A 16,254-nucleotide genomic window follows, 5' to 3' on the forward strand; every position below is an offset into this window, starting at 1 on the left:
GGCGCCACGGCCGGCCGACGGCCGGCCGACGGCCAGGAGCCAGCGGCGCGCGATCTATCGAATGGGCCATCGACTGGGCCATCGAAGCGGCCATCGAAGCGGCCGATCGCGGGAGGCGCCGGCGGCGCTGCGCATCGGCGGCCCAGGGGCGCGGTCCTTGCGAGCACGCGCCGCCGAGCTCGATGCCCTCGCGCGCGGAGCGCGCCGGCGCGCGCGACGTACGGGACGCGCGCGCGAGGGAGCGTCAGCCGGATGGAGAGCCAGCCTATGGGACATCGGATGGGGAGGATTGGACAGGTGATGGCGGCAGCCGCCATGGTGGGGGGATGCGCCCCCACCGAGGCGCCGCGAGACCTCGCGTCGTCGGTCGACGGCGCGGCGGCGCCGCCCGCGGCGCCGAGCGCGACGTCGGCGACCGCGCGCTGGCGGGCGGCGTACATCGCGGCCGTGCAATCGAGCTCGCCCGAGAGCTACCGGGTCGTCGAGGCGTCTCCGGCCGGCAAGAAGGCGGGCCTGCGCGCGCCCAACCCGGCCCACCGGCTCGCGTCCGAGTTCAGCGCGTCGGGCGTGCGGATCGCGCCGGAGGAGGGCGACGCGCGGTGGTCCTTCTGGATGGCGGCCGCGCGGTACGGGTGCGAGGGCGACCTGCGCAAGGTGGCGAGCGCGGCGCCGAGCGCCGCGGACAACCGCGTGGAGTACCGCCGGCAGGGCGCCTCGCCGGGCGAGACGCTCGTCGAGTGGTACGTGAACGGCCCGCTCGGGCTGGAGCAGGGCTTCACCGTGCCCGAGGCGCCGCCCTGCCGCGCCCCGGGCGATCGGGACCTCGTCATCGAGCTCGCCCTCGGCGGTGAGCTCCGCGCCGCGCCGCTCGGCGGCGGCGACGGGCTCGCCCTGCGCGACGCCTCCGGCGCGGTGGCGCTCCGGTACACGGACCTGCACGCCACCGACGCCGCGGGGCGGACGCTGCCGGCGTGGATGGAGCTCGGCGTCGACGGGCGCACGCTGTCGCTGCGCGTCGACACAGCCGGGGCCGCGTACCCGGTGACCGTCGACCCGCTCGCCGCCTCGGAGCGGACGGCGCTGATCGGGGTCGACGGGTCGACCCAGGTCCACCTGAGCGGCGCCGCGCTCGCGATGTCCGGCGACACAGCGGTCGTCGGGGCGCCCGGGAGCGCGGCGTACGTGTTCGTGAAGAGCGGCGGCGCCTGGACGCAGCAGGCCAGGCTCGTCCCGAGCGACGGGGGCGCAGGCGGCTATTTCGGGCGCTCCGTCGCGGTCTCGGCGGACACGATCGTGGTCGGGGCGCTCGGGGGCGCGGGCGCCGCCTACGTCTTCGTGCGCAGCGGGGGCGCGTGGTCCGAGCAGGCCAGGCTGGTCGCGAGCGGCGGGGCGTCGAACCCCATCGGGCAGGCCGTCGCTGTCGACGGCGACAGGGCCGTCCTCTCCGCCGAGAGCTCGGTCTACGTGTTCGCGCGCAGCGCCGGCGCCTGGAGTCAGGAGGTCGAGCTCGCCCCCCCGGCCGGGGAGGACGCCTGGGAAACCCCGCCCGTCGCGATCGCGGGCAGCACCGTGGTCGTGGGCTCGCCCGCGCACGAGTGGTGGGTGGAGCAGGGCGGCGTGGGCGCCGCGTACGTGTTCGACGCGGGCGACTGGACCGCCCCGCACAAGCTCACGGCGCAGCCGCCGGAGGGGCAGCACGACCGGTTCGGCAGCGCGGTCGCGATCTCGGGCTCGCGCATCATCGTCGGCGCGCCCGGCGTCCTCGGCCCGCCGATGCCCTGGTACCAGCTCGGACGCGGCATGGCCTACGTGTTCGACCGCGCGGGGAGCAACTGGACGATGGATTCCCGGCTGATCGGCACCGACGGCACGAGCGGCGACGGCCTCGGCGGCGCGGTGGCGATCTCCGGCGACATGGCGGTCGCCGGCGCGATCCTGGCCGACCGCCGCGACCAGCCGGACGCGGGGGCCGCGTACGTGTTCTCGCCGGCGGCCGGCGAGTGGATCGAGATCGAGCGGGCCAAGCTCACCGGCAGCGGCCCGATGGGCGGCGGCTTCGGCAGGGCCGTGGCCGTGTCGGGGAGCTCGGTCCTGGTGGGCTCCCCCGCCACCGCGATCGAGGTCGCGCAGGACGGCGACGGGGACGGGGTGGTCGACGCCGCGGACAACTGCCCTGCCGCCGCGAACCCCTCGCAGGTGGACGGCGACGCCGACGGCCTCGGCGACGCGTGCGACCCGCGGTGCGTCACGATCCGGCGCGGCGCGGGGGGCGGCCAGGGCGGGGTCGCCGACGCGACGCTCTGGCAGACATCGCCCTCGTGGAACGACGGCGCGAGCACCACGCTCACGACCGGCACCGGCACGGGCGGCCCGCGGCGGAGCCTCCTCCGGTTCGACCTCGCCGGCATCCCGGCGAGCGCGGAGATCGCCTCGGCGACCCTGTCGCTCTACCAGACCTACAAGCTTGACAGCAGCGCCGTGCGCGTCCACCGCGCCACCGCCCCCTGGTCGGAGTCGACCGTCACGTGGGGCGGCTTCGGCGGCGGCGGCCACTTCGATCCGGCGATCGAGGCCTCCTTCGTCACCGGCGGGGCCGGCGGCACCACCGGCTTCCGCAACGTCGACGTCACCGCGCTCGCGCAGGCCTGGGTGAGCGGCGCGCAGGGCAACCACGGCGTGCTGATCGAGGAGGATGCTGTCACGCGGAGCACCCTGCGGAGCAGCGAGAGCGCGACCGCCGCGGAGCGGCCGGCGCTCACGGTCTGCTACCACGACACCTGCGAGGACGGGCTCCAGAACGGCGCCGAGTCCGGCGTCGACTGCGGGGGCCCGAGCTGCGCGCCGTGCGCCCCCGGCGCCGTCCTCTGGAGCAGGCTCTTCGTCAACGGCTGGGGCGAGGGGATGCGGGCGTACACCGTCACGGTCGGCAGCGGCGACAGCGTGATCTTCGGCGGCTACGGCTATGGCCCGGCCGACTTCGCCGGGCAGGGCGCGCCGACGCCCGCCGGGATCGACAACACGGCGTTCCTCGTGAAGCTCGACGCCGCGGGGCGCTACCTGTGGGACAGGCGCCCGACCGGCGACGGCGTCTACCTGAGCGTCGCCGAGTCGGGCTCGGGCGACCTGCTCGCCGGCGCGCACGTCGGGCTGCGGCGGTTCAGCGCGTCGGGCGACCTCCTCGCGCAGATCGTCGGCCTCCGGGACATCGAGGTCGCCCGGGCCGGCTCGGGCGCCGCGCTCGCGGCCGTCGCCTGGGACACGGTGGATCTCGGCGCCGGCCCTCTCGGCGGCGAGCCGGGCACCAATCTGCTGATCGCGCGGCTCGACGCGGCGGGGGCGCCGATCTGGGCAAGGACCTTCCCGGCGTACCCGTACGAGGGCGGACCCCGGGGCGTCGCCGTGGACGGCGCCGGCAACGTCATCGTCCTCGGCAACGGCTTCGGCCTCCTCGACCTCGGCGGCGGGCCGCTCATGAGCTCACCGATGGACGACGGCGTGTACCTGGCGAAGTTCGACGCGGCCGGCAACCACGTGTGGAGCCAGATCATCTCCGACACGCCGCAGTCGGCCGAGGTCGCCGTGGCGCCCTCCGGCGACGTCGTCGTCGCCTTCAACGGCGCCGTGGCGAGGTTCGCCGCCTCCGGCGCGCCGCTGTGGAGCGTGGACACGACCGGCCTCGGCTCGTGGGACGCCTATCGCGGCCAGATTGCCGTCGCCGTGGACGGCGCCGGCAACGCGATCATCAACCCGAACGGCGCGATCGCGAAGCTCTCGTCGTCGGGCGACGTGCTGTGGTCGGTCGGCCCGCTCGGCGACGTGGACAACGGCGGGATCCTCGATGTGGCCGTGGACAGCGCCGGCAACGTGATCGGCGCGGGCTCGTACGACAACGGGGACGCGTACATCGTGAAGCTCGCCCCCTGACCCGGGCGCGCGCGCGCCGCACGTGGCCGCGTCAGCGCGCCGGGGACGCCCCGCGCGCCGCGGACGCGGCCGCGGGCGACGCCCGGCCGGCCATCGAGAACAGCAGGTAGAGCCCTCCCGAGACGAAGAACCCCACGAACCACGCATACGTGTAGATCGAGCGCATCACCTCCGGGACGGCGTCCTTCATCGACGGGACCGCCTCGGCCAGGAAGCCGGGGAGGTTGATGAGCACGCCGATCGCGAGGGCCGCCATCGCCCGCCAGTTCACCCCGCCCTGGTACTCGTAAACTCCGCCGCGCCGGTACAGGTCGTCCACGTCGAGCCGCGTCCTCCGGAGGAGGAAGTAGTCGGCGATCAGGATGCCGCCGATCGGCCCGAGGAGCGCCGAATAGCCGACGAGCCACGTGAAGATGTACCCCTTCGACGACTCGATGAGCTTCCACGGCAGGATCACCGCCCCGAGGATCGCCGTGATCACGCCGCCCGCCCTGGCCGAGATGCGGTGGGGCGAAAGGTTGGAGAAGTCGTTGGCCGGCGAGACGACGTTGGCGGCCAGGTTCGTCGACAGCGTGGCGACCGACAGGCCCACCATCGCGAGGACCATGATGAAGGCGCCGCCGATCCGGGCGAGCAGCTTCACCGGATCCCAGATGAGCTCCCCGAAGATGATCGGCGTCGCCGAGGTGACCGCGACGCCGATGAACGAGAACAGCACCATGGTCGCCGGCAGCCCGAGCGCCTGTCCGATGGCCTGATCGCGCTGGCTGCGCGCGTACCGCGTGAAGTCCGGGATGTTCAGCGACAGCGTGGCCCAGAACCCGACCATCGCGGTGAGGCCCGGCGCGAACACGCTGAGGAACTGCCCCTCGGGGATCCTCGACGGCTGCGACAGCATCGGGCCGAACCCGCCCGCGCGCGTGTACGCCCAGCCGAGCAGCACGAGCCCCGTCACGATGAGGAACGGCGCCGCCCAGGTCTCGAGGAACTTGATCGACTCCGTGCCTTTCAGGATGAAATACAGGTTGATCAGCCAGAACACGGCGAACCCGAGGAGCTCGCCGGGGTGGATGCCGATCGCCCCCTGGAACGCCGCCGACGTGAGCGGCGCCTCGGCCGAGGGCAGCAGCGCCACGAGGAGCTGCCAGAGCGCCTGTCCGCCGAGCCACGTCTGGATGCCGAACCACCCGCAGGCGACCAGCGCGCGCAGCACCGCGGGCACGTTCGCGCCCGTCACCCCGAACGACGCGCGCGCGAACACCGGGAACGGGATGCCGTACCGGGTGCCCGCGTGGGCGTTCAGGATCATCGGGAGGAGCACGATGACGTTGCCGAGCGCCACGCACGCGAGCGCCTGCTGCCAGCTCATCCCCTGATCGATGAGCCCGGAGGCCATCGTGTACGTGGGGATGCAGACGGCCATGCCGATCCAGAGCGCCGTGAAATGCCCCAGCTTCCAGGTGCGCGCCGCCTCGGGCGTGGGCGCGAGATCTTCGTTTATCAAGGACATCGATGCTCCTCCCTGCCAGCTCCGCCGGCGCGAGCGCGCGAGCGTTCGTCGGGGGCCCCAGGCCGGCGGGTCAGGAGCCCGGGATCACGAGCTCCGCGCGCGGGCGGTCGCTTCCAGCCCGCCAGGCACGAAGTCCGTCCCCTTCTGGACACGGTCGTTCCACGTCTCAGGCGGCTTGCCTGAAGGCACCTCCCTCATGGTGATGCACCCGGCCACCGGGCACACCAGCGCGCACAGGTTGCAGCCGATGCACTCCTCCTCGTCGACGAACGGGACGCGCGACGGCGCCGCGACCCCGCTCGGGTTCGCCGTCACCGCGCGATCCGGGATGACCTTCGGGAGGTGGGTGTGGCCCGCCGCGCGCGCCTCCGCCTCCGTCCTGCCGGGCAGGTGGATGCACTGGTGCGCCCCGTCCATGCAGGCGACATAACAGAGCTGGCACCCGATGCACTTCTCGGGGCTGATGTCCGCCACCACGCGGTACGAGAGGTCGAGATCCCCCCACTCCTGCACCTGCGGGACGGCCCTGCCGCGGAGCTCGCTCACCGAGCGCATCCCGTGCTCATCGAGCCAGTCGCTGAGCCCCTCGATCATCTCCTCGACGATGCGGTAGCCGAAGTGCATGACCGCGGTGCACACCTGCACGCTGGTCGCGCCGAGCGCGATGAACTCCGCCGCGTCGCGCGAATTCGAGATGCCGCCGATGCCCGAGATGGGCAGCCGGCCGATCTCGGGGTGGCGCGCGAGCTGGCTCAGCATGTGCAGCGCGATCGGCTTGACCGCGGGCCCGCAATACCCGCCGTTGGTCGACGCGCCCCCGACCCGCGGGAGCGGGACCATCCGCTCCAGATCGACCCCCATCAGCGACTTGATCGTGTTGATCAGCGAGATGCCGTGCGCCCCGGAGCGGAGCACCGCCTCGCCCGGCTCGAGGATGTCGCCGACGTTGGGCGTGAGCTTCACGATGACCGGCGTCGCCGCGAACTCGACCGCCCAGCGCGCGATCTCCTGGAGGACGGCCGGCTCGTTGCCGACCGCCGAGCCCATGCCGCGCTCGCACATCCCGTGCGGGCAGCCGAAGTTCAGCTCGAGCCCGTCGGCGCCCGTGTCCTCGGCCTTGCGGATGATCTCGCGCCACTCGTCCTTCGTCTCGACCATGAGCGACGCGATCAGCGCGTGGCCGGGGTAGCGCCGCTTGACCTCGCGCATCTCCCGGAGGTTCACCTCGAGCGGGCGGTCGGTGATGAGCTCGACGTTGTTGAGCCCCATGAGCCGCATCGTGCCGTAGTCGATGCCACCGAAGCGGCTCGACACGTTGACGATCGGGTTTCCGAGCGTTTTCCAGACGGCGCCGCCCCAGCCGGCGTCGAAGGCGCGCCGCACCTGATCTCCGGTGTTGGTCGGCGGCGCCGACGCGAGCCAGAACGGGTTCGGGCTCTTGATCCCGGCGAAGTCGATAGAGAGGTCGGCCATCGCTCAGCTCCCCTGGGGTGCGGGCCCGGGCGCCGCGCCGCCCGCCCGCTGCATCATCGCCTCGTGCATCGCGCGCGCGGCGATCTTCGCCTCGGCGACCGCGTGGACGACCTCCTTGCCGCCGTTCACGCAGTCGCCGCCGCTGTAGACCCGCGGGTTGCCCGTGCGGTGCGTCGCCGGGTCGACCACCACGCGCCCCCTCGCGTCGAGCGCCACGCCCTCGAACGCGAGCGCCACCCGCGTCGCCCGGCTCTGCCCGATCGCGACAGCGACGAGGTCCGCCGGCACGAGCTCCTCCGCGGCCTGCGCGGCGCCCTGCGGCGCCTCCCACCGCGCGTCCGCCGGCGCGACCCGCAGCGCCACCGGCCGCCCGCCCTCGCGCACCACCTCGACCGGCACCCGGTTCTCGATGAGCCGCGCGCCCGCGATCCGCGCGCCCTCGAGCTCGTGCGCGTAGCCCGACATCTCGGCCTCGGACCGGCGGTACACGATCGCCACGTCGATCCCGAGCAGCGCGAGCTCGTGGGCGACGTCGAGCGCCGTGTTGCCGCCGCCGACGACCGCCGCGCGCCGCACGCCGGTGAGCCCGAGGCGCGGGTCGGCCTTGAGCCGCTCGATGAACGCGGTCGCGCCCACCACGCCCTCGCCGTCCTCCCCGGGGATGCCGAGGCGCGCGTCGTCGCCCAGGCCGAGCCCCAGGAAGACCGCGTCGTGCTCGGCGAGCAGGTCGCGCGCCGCGATCTCGCCCGGCGCGGTCGCCTCCTCGACGACCGACACGCCGGTGCGGAGCTCGATGTCCCCGAGCGACAGCACCCACTCGAGCTCGCGGAGCGCCTCGTGCCCCTTCATCTTGTAGGGCGCGATCCCGAGCGTGTTCAGCCCGCCGGGGATCGCCTTACGCTCGTAGATCACCGCGCGGTGCCCCTCGAGGGCGAGGTAGCCCGCCGCCGCGATCGACGCCGGCCCCGCGCCCACGAGCGCGGCGCTCCGGCCCGTGGGCGGCTTCGCCCGGAAGAGCGCCGGCCCCTTCGCGAGGGCCGCCTCGACCGCGTGGCGCTGGAGGCGGCCGATCGCGATCGGCTCGCGCCCCCACGCGTTGTAGACGCAGTCGCCAACGCAGAGCACCTCCACGGGGCAGGCCTGCCCGCACGACTGGCCGAGCAGGTTGGCCGTGAGGATGGTGCGCGCGGCGCCCTTCACCTGGCCGGTCGCGATCTTCCGGATGAAGGTCGGGATGTCGATGGCGGTCGGACACGCCTTCACGCAGGGCGCGTCGACGCAGTAGAGGCACCGGTTCGCCTCGGCGAACGCCTCGGCGTCGGTGTACAGCGGGTTCTTGTCCTCGAATCGCTCTTCGATCCGGCCGGACGGGAGGGGAGACAGGCGTGCTGGGGCTTGGGTCATGCTCTTGCTCGCGCGGTCATGCGGTCATCAACGGACGCTGGCGGCTACACGGCCGGGGAGCCCTGGCTCGGCCCGAGCCGGCGCGGCAGGTAGCGGCCCGCGCCGCGCTCCACGTCGAGCTTGCCGTCCGAGCACTGCACCCGGCCGTTCACGATGACGCTCGTCGGCCTCCCCTTCACCTCGAAGCCCTCGAAGATGCTCCGGTCGCACCGGTGGTGGTGCGTCTTCGCGGAGATGGTGCTCGTCCCCTTCGGGTCGAAGACCACGAGATCCGCGTCGCCGCCCGGCACGATCGAGCCCTTGCGCGGGTACAGCCCGAAGATCTTGGCCGGCTGCGTGGAGAAGAGGTCGACGAAGCGGTGGACGTCGATGCGCCCCTGGAGCACCCCGTAGGTCCAGAGCAGGGCGAGGCGGTTCTCGATGCCGGCGGCGCCGTTCGGGATCCTCGAGAAGTCGCCCTTGCCCATGTCCTTCTGGCCGACCTGGTTGAAGGGACAGTGGTCGGTCGCCACGGTCTGGATGAGCCCCGACGACAGCGCGGCCCACAGCGCGTCCTGGTGGCCCTTCGGCCGGATCGGCGGGCTCATCACGTAGGCCGCCCCCTCGAAGTCGGGCTTCTCGTAGACCGAGTCGTCGAGCAGGAGGTACTGCGGGCACGTCTCGGCCATGACCACCTGCCCCCGGCTCCGCGCCTCGGCGACCGCGGCGAGCGCCTCCTTGCAGGTGAGGTGGACGATGTAGATCGGCTCGCCGAGCATCCGCGCGAGCATGATCGCGCGCCCCGTCGCCTCGCCCTCGATCGGCGCGGGCCGGCTCTGGGCGTGGTAGCGCGGGTGGGTCTTGCCCTCCTTCAAGAGCTTCTTCTGCAGCGCGACCACCGCGTCCCCGTGCTCGGCGTGGACGGTCACGAGCGCGCCGAGGTCCTTGGCGGCCGCCATCACCTGGATGAGCTCCGGGTCGTCGACGCCGATGGCCCCGCGGTAGGCCATGAAGGTCTTGAACGACGGGATGCCGCGCTCGCGCGTGCACACGGCCATCTCGGAGAGGGTGTCGTCGCCGAACCAGGTGACGGCCATGTGGAACGCGTAGTCGGCGACCGCCTTCTTCGCCTTCTCGTTCCACATCGCGAGCCCGTCGAGCAGCGGCTGCCCGCGGCTCGGGATCACGAAATCGATGATCGAGGTCGTGCCCCCGGCGACGCCCGCCGCGGTGCCGGTCTCGAAATCGTCCGAGCTCTCCGTCCCCATGAACGGCAGCTCCATGTGCACGTGCGCGTCGACGCCTCCGGGAAAGACGAGCTGGCCCGAGGCGTCGATCACCGTGTCTCCCGCCCGCTCCTTCGCGAGCCCCGGGCCGACGGCGACGATCTTCCCGTCCTCGCAGTAGACGTCCCCGATGAACCGGTCGCTCGCCGTGATGATCTCGCCGTTCTTGATCAGGATGCCCATGTTGCCTCTCCGCGGGTGCGCGCCGGGCGGCGCGTCCCCTGCGGGGGGCGGCGCCGCCATGGCGAGGGAAACGCCGGGGGAGATGCCGACCGCGACCAGCGCCCCGGCGCTGCTGGTGCCTCCACGTCAGGCCTCGCAGGCCCCTTGACGGACGACCTGGCGACCGCCGTCCTCCCGCCGCGGCCGAGGGCCGTCAGGGGAGCTGCTTCGTGAGCTCACCGTAGCTCTCGGGCCGGCGGTCGCGGTAGAACTGCCACGTCCTCCGGACCTCCTCGATCATGTCGAGGTTCATCTCGGCGACGACGAGCTCGTCCTGGTCCTCGCTCCCTGTCGCGAGGAAGCTGCCCCTCGGGTCGCAGAAGTAGCTCGTGCCGTAGAACTTGCCGATGTTCCACGGCGCCTCGGTGCCGACGCGGTTCGAGGCGGCGATGAAGTAGCCGTTGGCCACGGCGTGCGCGGGCTGCTCGAGCTTCCAGAGGTACTGGGAGAGCCCGGCCACCGTCGCCGACGGGTTCCACACGATCTCGGCGCCGTTCAGGCCGAGCAGCCGCGCCCCCTCCGGGAAGTGGCGATCGTAACAGATGTACACGCCGATCCGCGCATACCGCGTCTGGAACGTGGGATAGCCGAGGTTCCCCGGCTTGAAGAAGAACTTCTCCCAGAACCCGTTCGTGTGCGGGATATGCGTCTTCCGGTACTTGCCGAGGTACGTCCCGTCGGCGTCGACCACCGCCGCCGTGTTGTAATAGACGCCGGCCATCTCCCGCTCGTAGATCGGGATGATCATCGCCATCTTGTACTTCTTGGCGTAGGCGGTGAGCCGCTCGACGGTCGGGCCGGGCACGGGCTCGGCCACGTCGCACCACGTCGCGTCCTGCGAGGGACAGAAATAGGGCGTGTTGAAGACCTCCTGCAGGCAGAGGATCTGCACGCCCTTCTTGCCCGCGTCGTCGATGAGCGGGAGGTGCTTGTCGAACATCGCGTCACGGATGGCCGTGACGGAGGCGCCCGCGTCGAGGATCGGGGTCGAGCACTGGATCAAGCCGCCAAGTACGTTTCGTGCCATCAGAACCACCTCGTGATGACGATCTTGCGCTCTGTGTAGAAGTCGATGGCCGTCGGGCCGTGCGCCTTGATGTCGCCGAAGAAGCTGCCTTTCTGGCCGCCGAAGGGGAAGAAGGCCATCGGCGCCGCGACGCCGACGTTCACGCCGACCATCCCGGCGGCGACGCGGTGCTGGAACTCGCGCGCGGCGCGGCCGCTCGAGGTGTAGATCGACGCCGCGTTGCCGTACTCGCTCCGGTTCGCGATCGCGATCGCCTCGTCGAGATCCTTCGCGCGCATCAGGCAGGCGACGGGGCCGAAGATCTCCTCGGTCGCGATCACCATCCCCGGGCGCACGTCGTCGAAGACCGTGGGCCCCACCCAGTTGCCGTTCGGATACCCCTCGACCTTCGCGTCCCGGCCGTCGAGGAGCAGCGTCGCCCCCTCGGACACGCCCTTGCTGATGTACGAGACCACCCGGTCCCGGTGCGCCGCCGAGATCACCGGGCCCATGGTCACGCCCTGCTGCGCCCCGTCGCCCAGCACGATCGCCTGCGCGTAGCGCACGAGCGCCTCGCGCACGGCCTCGTACGTGTCGCCGACGCACACGACGACGCCGCCGGCGAGGCAGCGCTGGCCGGCGCAGCCGAAGATCGACTCGGCCACGTTGACGACCGTCTTCAGCCGGTCGGCGTCCGGCATCACCACGAGGAAGTTCTTCGCGCCGCCGAGCGCCTGCACGCGCTTGCCGGCCTCCGCGGCGCTCTTGTAGACATGGCGCGCGACCGCCGACGAGCCGACGAACGACACGCCCTGGATGTCCCGGTGCTCGCAGAAGGCGTTCACGACGTCGCGACCGCCGTGCACCAGGTTCACGACCCCGGGCGGCAGCCCGGCCTGCTCGATCAGCTCGAAGATGCGCTGCTGCGAGAGCGGCACCTGCTCCGACGGCTTGAGGATGAAGGTGTTCCCCGTCGCGATCGCGTACGGCAGGAACCAGAGCGGCACCATCGGAGGGAAGTTGAACGGCGTGATCGCCGCGAAGACGCCGAGCGGCTGGCGGATCGTGTGGCAGTCGATCCCCGACGCCACGTCCTCGAGCCCCTGCCCCATCATCAGGGTCGGGATGCCCGCCGCGTGCTCGACGTTCTCGATGCCGCGCCCGAAATCGTTCCTCGCCTCGGTCAGCGTCTTGCCGTGCTCCGAGGTGCAGATGGCGGCGATCTCGTCGCGGTGGGCGTCGAAGATCTCGCGCAGCTTGAAGAGGTAGCGCGCCCGCTGCACCGGCGGCGTCGCGCTCCAGCCGGGGAACGCCGCCTGGGCCGCCTTCACCGCCGCGTCGACGTCCCCGGCGGTCGAGAGGGGGACCCTGGCAAGAGGCTCCCCGGTCGCCGGGTTGTTCACCTCGAGGTGCGTCTTCCCCGAAGAGCGAGACCAGGCGCCGCCGATGAAGTTTTCCAGCACGCGCATCGCGAAACTCCCCTCCCCCCGCGAGGTGGTCACATTGCCAACCGCAGCAAGCAGGGCGCCGGCCCTGTCTGCTGGACAATACAACCCACCGATCGAGCGCTACATGCGGTCGGGGCCCTCCGTCAAGCCTCGGTGCAACAGCCCCTGCGCTGTGCTCGAGCAAGGAAGACCCCTCACGCACATCCCGTAGTATAGACCACAGCGTGGCTGGCAGCCTCCGGTGCAACTGCCCAGCAGCACGTCATGAAATCCTTTGGAAACAACTCAGGGTGTTCCTGGGCGCTATGCGCGCCCGCGAACGCCCTCCCGCCCGGGCGGCGTCATCCGCTGCAGCCCGCTGGCGGCGGGCTGGCCCGACGCGGCGGGCGCGACGCGACCGCGTCGATCGCGTCGCTCGACGTCGCGGAGCGCGCGTCGAGGCGCGCGCGTTCCCCCGCGGCCCGCGCGTTCCACCCCGCCGGCGCCGCGTCGAAAGTCGCTCCAGATCGTTGCTGCGTCGATCGAACCGTCCTAGGTGCAGACCGTGGACCTCGCGAACCCCTGCCCGATCGCCGGACGCACGGCCGTCCCGGGAGAAGCCTGCGCGAACTGGCGGCTCGGCGGCGCGAGGACGTAAGCTCTGCGAGCGCTCGGTGAGACGATGACCCTTCCCACCATGCTGTTCGACACGACGGAGCACGTGCTCATCGCCATCCACGGCAGGGAACCGCCCAGCGACGAGGACTGGGAGGCCTACATGCAGACGGTGCTCGCGCTCCCCCCGACCTGCTCCAGGACCCTGGTGGTGACCGCCGGCGGCGGCCCGAACGCGAAGCAGCGCTCGTCCATCAACGATTTCGTGAGCAAGCACACGCTCACGGTGGCCATCTGCACCGATGCGCTGCTGGTGCGGCAGATCTCGATAGCGCTGAGCTGGTTCAACCCGCGGGTCAGGTCCTTCCGGGGCAACGACATCGCGGGGGCGCTGCGCTATCTCGAGGTCAGCGGGCCCGAGGCCGCGCTCGTGCACCACAAGGTCGCGAGGATGCGGCTCGAGATCGAGGGCCGCGCGCCCCGCACGACGCGCTGATCCGGGGGCGGTTCAGGGGGGTCACGGCGGCGCGGGCGCGCGTGGGGCGCGGCGCGCGGGCGCAGGGGAGGTACCGGAGCAACGATGACCAAGACCGGCTGGCAGCAGCTCATCTCGCATTCTTCGCAACGAGACGCCGAGTCGGCCGGGTGGCGGCCGCGCTTCTTCCGGCCGGCGCGCGAGGAGGACGCGGAGGCGCTCGAGCGCCTGCTCCGCGACGACGCGCGCCTCCAGGTCTCCGACGCGATCGACCGGCAGCTCGCCGACCTGGTCAAGACGCGGCACCCGAGCCGGACGCTCGGAGAGCAGGAGATCGCGCGGCTCGTGGAGGAGCACCTCCGCGGCGCCCCGCGGCAGGCGTACGGCGTCTGGGTCCACTACCCGTGGTCGCGCCGCCTCGTGCACCTGCTCGACGAGGCCGAGTTCGTCGAGCTGCGCACCAACCGCAACAAGTACAAGATCAGCGCCGAGGAGCAGGCGGCGCTCGCGGGCCGGAAGATCGGCGTCGTCGGGCTCTCCGTGGGCCAGTCGGTGGCGCTGACGGTTGCGCTCGAGCGGAGCGCCGGCGAGCTGCGCATCGCGGACTTCGACCACCTCGAGCTCTCGAACATGAACCGGATCCGGACCGGCGTGCACAACCTCGACGTGCCCAAGGTGGTCGCCACGGCGCGCGACATCGCCGAGCTCGACCCGTTCCTCGAAGTAAAGTGCTTTTCCGAAGGGGTCACTCCGGACAACATGGATGCCTTCCTGCTCGACGGGGGCAAGCTCGATATCGTGGTCGACGAGTGCGACAGCCTCGATATCAAGCTCGAGCTCCGCCTCCGCGCGCGCGCGCACCGCATCCCCGTCCTGATGGACACGAGCGACCGGGGGCTCATCGACGTCGAGCGCTTCGATCTCGAGCCGGATCGGCCGATCCTCCACGGGCTCGTCGGCGACCTCACGCCCGCGCGCATCCGCGGGCTGTCGACCGAGGACAAGGTGCCTTATGTCATGCAGATCATCGGGCAGGACACGCTGTCGACGCGGTTCGCCGCGTCGCTGCTCGAGATCCAGCAGACGGTGAGCACGTGGCCCCAGCTCGGGTCGGCGGTCGTCCACGGCGGGGCGGCGGCCGCGGACACGGCGCGCCGGCTCGCCCTGGGAGAGCCGGTGCGGTCGGGCCGGTACTACGTCGACCTCGAGCAGATCATCAGCGGGCCGGAGCCGGGACCTGACGCGGCGGCGGCGGCGCGCGGCGCCGGGCCGGCCGCGCCGCGGCCCCCGGCGGCGCGCGGCCCCGCGCTCGACCCCGCGTCGCTCGCGCGCCCGCTCGGGAGCGCGGACGGCGCCGTCGCGCTCGATCCGGACCGGCTCCGGCGCATCGTCGCGGCGGGGATCGCGGCGCCCTCGGGCGGCAACTGCCAGCCCTGGCGCTGGGTCTACGAGGCGCGCCGCCTCGGGCTGTTCCACGACCGGGCGCGCTCCGAGTCGCTCGCCGACTTCCAGGGGACGGGCGGCGTCGTCGCGCTCGGCGCGGCCGCCGAGAACGTCGTCCTCGCCGCGCACGGCGAGGGGCTGAGCGTGCGCGTCGCGCCCTTCCCGCGCCCGGGCGACGACGACCTCGTCGCGACGTTCGACTTCTTCGACGCGCACGCGCCGGAGAGCGACGCCGAGGGCCGCGCGATGGACGGCCTCGGCGACGCGATCGGGCTCCGGCACACGAACCGGCGCCAGAGCCAGCGGGCCGCGCTCGCGGACGAGCACCGGGCCGCGCTCGCCGCCGCGGTCCGGTCCGTCCCGGGGGCGGACCTGCACCTGCTCGAGTCGCCGGCGGAGCTCGAGGAGATCGCCGCGATCCTCGGCGCCGGCGATCGCGCGCGGCTGCTCGTGCAGCGCACGCACGCCGACCTGATGAAGGAGATCCGCTGGACCGAGGCGGAGGCGGAGGCGCGCAGGGACGGCATCTTCGTCGGCGCGTTCGAGTTCTCGCCCGCCGACCTCGCGGGGTTCCGGGTCTGCCGGGACTGGCGCGCGCTCGAGCTCGTGCGGCGCTGGGGCGGCGGCAGGGCGCTGGAGAAGACGGCGCACAAGGCGATCGCCGGCGCGATGGCCGTCGCGCTGATCACGATGCCGCGCGCCGGGCTCGCGGACTACTTCCAGGGCGGGAGGGCGCTCGAGCGGGCGTGGCTGACGGCGACGCAGCGGGGCATCGCGGTCTATCCGATGGCGACGCTGCCTTACCTGTTCGCGCGGCTCGTCCGGGGCGGCGGCGAGGGGATGGATCCGGAGACGGTCGCGCTCGCGACGGCGCTGCGGGCGCGGTATCTCCGGCTGTTCGACGTCACCGACGCGACGGCGGAGATCCTGCTCTTCCGGCTGTCGCTCGCGGGCCCGCCGTCGACGCGCTCGCTCCGCCGGCCCCTCGAGGAAGTGCTCGTCGTGCGCTGACCCGCGCCCTCACGGCGCGGCGCGGCCTTCGAGGAGCCAGCCGCGCGCGGCGCCCTCGTCCTTGAAGATGCGAACGAGCCCCGAGGTCCCCGCCTCGCGGGCGATCCGGCCCGCCTGCAGCGCCGCCAGATCGCTGTGGACCAGCTCGGCGGTGCGGATCACCCCCATCGCGGCCGACGTCGCCCCGATGTCGCGGAGCAGCTCCGTCGCCTCCTCGGAGGCGATGGAGAACCCGCGGAAGTCCACGAGGACGCGGATCCTCCGGCCGCAGAGCGAGCCGAGCGCCTTCCTGTACTCGGCGGCGTACGCCTGCGCCTCCTCCGCGCGCACCACGCCCTTGAACGTGACCTCGATGAGGGCGTTGATCCTGTCGATCTTGAGCTGATACATGCCTCCTCGCCTGGGGAGCTGAGACCGAGACCCAGAGTCGAGAGCCAGAGAGTCGGGACCCGGAGCCGAGACCTGAGAGCCGGGACCGA

General features: G+C 72.5%; 10 protein-coding genes. 3 read left to right on the plus strand and 7 right to left on the minus strand.

Annotated features, from left to right (window positions below; translation table 11 throughout):
* Nucleotides 1-279 precede the first annotated feature (279 nt).
* A complete protein-coding gene (locus WME96_RS33915; protein WP_437285728.1) occupies nucleotides 280-3,924 on the plus strand; it encodes a DNRLRE domain-containing protein in 3,645 nt (1,214 codons plus the stop codon).
* Nucleotides 3,925-3,955: 31 nt separating this feature from the next.
* Here WME96_RS33915 and WME96_RS33920 read toward each other — a convergent pair whose 3' ends face one another.
* The 6 genes from WME96_RS33920 to WME96_RS33945 all read right to left on the minus strand — a co-directional run bounded on the left by WME96_RS33920 (nucleotide 3,956) and on the right by WME96_RS33945 (nucleotide 12,273).
* Nucleotides 3,956-5,434, minus strand: coding sequence for an NCS1 family nucleobase:cation symporter-1 (locus tag WME96_RS33920; protein ID WP_437285729.1), 1,479 nt, complete (start codon nucleotides 5,432-5,434; stop codon nucleotides 3,956-3,958).
* An 84-nt stretch (nucleotides 5,435-5,518) separates the two neighbouring features.
* Nucleotides 5,519-6,907, minus strand: a complete 1,389-nt coding sequence (gene preA, locus WME96_RS33925; protein WP_437285730.1) for an NAD-dependent dihydropyrimidine dehydrogenase subunit PreA — start codon at nucleotides 6,905-6,907, stop codon at nucleotides 5,519-5,521.
* Nucleotides 6,908-6,910: 3 nt separating this feature from the next.
* The gene (locus WME96_RS33930) at nucleotides 6,911-8,311 is read right to left on the minus strand and encodes an FAD-dependent oxidoreductase (protein WP_437285731.1); all 1,401 of its coding nucleotides are present in this window, start codon (nucleotides 8,309-8,311) and stop codon (nucleotides 6,911-6,913) included.
* Nucleotides 8,312-8,355: 44 nt separating this feature from the next.
* Complete coding sequence (hydA, locus tag WME96_RS33935) at nucleotides 8,356-9,759, minus strand: dihydropyrimidinase (RefSeq protein ID WP_437285732.1); 1,404 nt, start codon at nucleotides 9,757-9,759, stop codon at nucleotides 8,356-8,358.
* 193 nt (nucleotides 9,760-9,952) lie between these two features.
* Nucleotides 9,953-10,825: a nitrilase-related carbon-nitrogen hydrolase gene (locus WME96_RS33940; RefSeq protein ID WP_437285733.1), complete on the minus strand. Its 873-nt coding sequence runs from the start codon at nucleotides 10,823-10,825 to the stop codon at nucleotides 9,953-9,955.
* Nucleotides 10,825-12,273: a CoA-acylating methylmalonate-semialdehyde dehydrogenase gene (locus tag WME96_RS33945; protein WP_437285734.1), complete on the minus strand. Its 1,449-nt coding sequence runs from the start codon at nucleotides 12,271-12,273 to the stop codon at nucleotides 10,825-10,827. Before WME96_RS33945 ends, WME96_RS33940 begins: the two co-directional genes overlap by 1 nt.
* Nucleotides 12,274-12,913: 640 nt before the next feature.
* On the opposite strand from WME96_RS33945, the gene WME96_RS33950 reads away from it, so the two are divergent.
* Together WME96_RS33950 and WME96_RS33955 are read left to right on the plus strand one after the other, a co-directional pair.
* Complete coding sequence (locus WME96_RS33950) at nucleotides 12,914-13,342, plus strand: hypothetical protein (RefSeq protein ID WP_233562353.1); 429 nt, start codon at nucleotides 12,914-12,916, stop codon at nucleotides 13,340-13,342.
* An 84-nt stretch (nucleotides 13,343-13,426) separates the two neighbouring features.
* A complete protein-coding gene (locus WME96_RS33955; protein ID WP_437285735.1) occupies nucleotides 13,427-15,775 on the plus strand; it encodes an Rv1355c family protein in 2,349 nt (782 codons plus the stop codon).
* A gap of 9 nt (nucleotides 15,776-15,784) precedes the next feature.
* On the opposite strand, the gene WME96_RS33960 is transcribed toward WME96_RS33955, so the two are convergent.
* Nucleotides 15,785-16,165 (minus strand): STAS/SEC14 domain-containing protein, encoded by a 381-nt coding sequence (locus WME96_RS33960; protein WP_437285736.1) that lies wholly within the window; start codon nucleotides 16,163-16,165, stop codon nucleotides 15,785-15,787.
* Nucleotides 16,166-16,254: the final 89 nt, after the last annotated feature.

Source organism: Sorangium sp. So ce406 (assembly GCF_051474675.1).
Lineage (GTDB): Bacteria > Myxococcota_A > Polyangia > Polyangiales > Polyangiaceae > Sorangium > Sorangium cellulosum_G.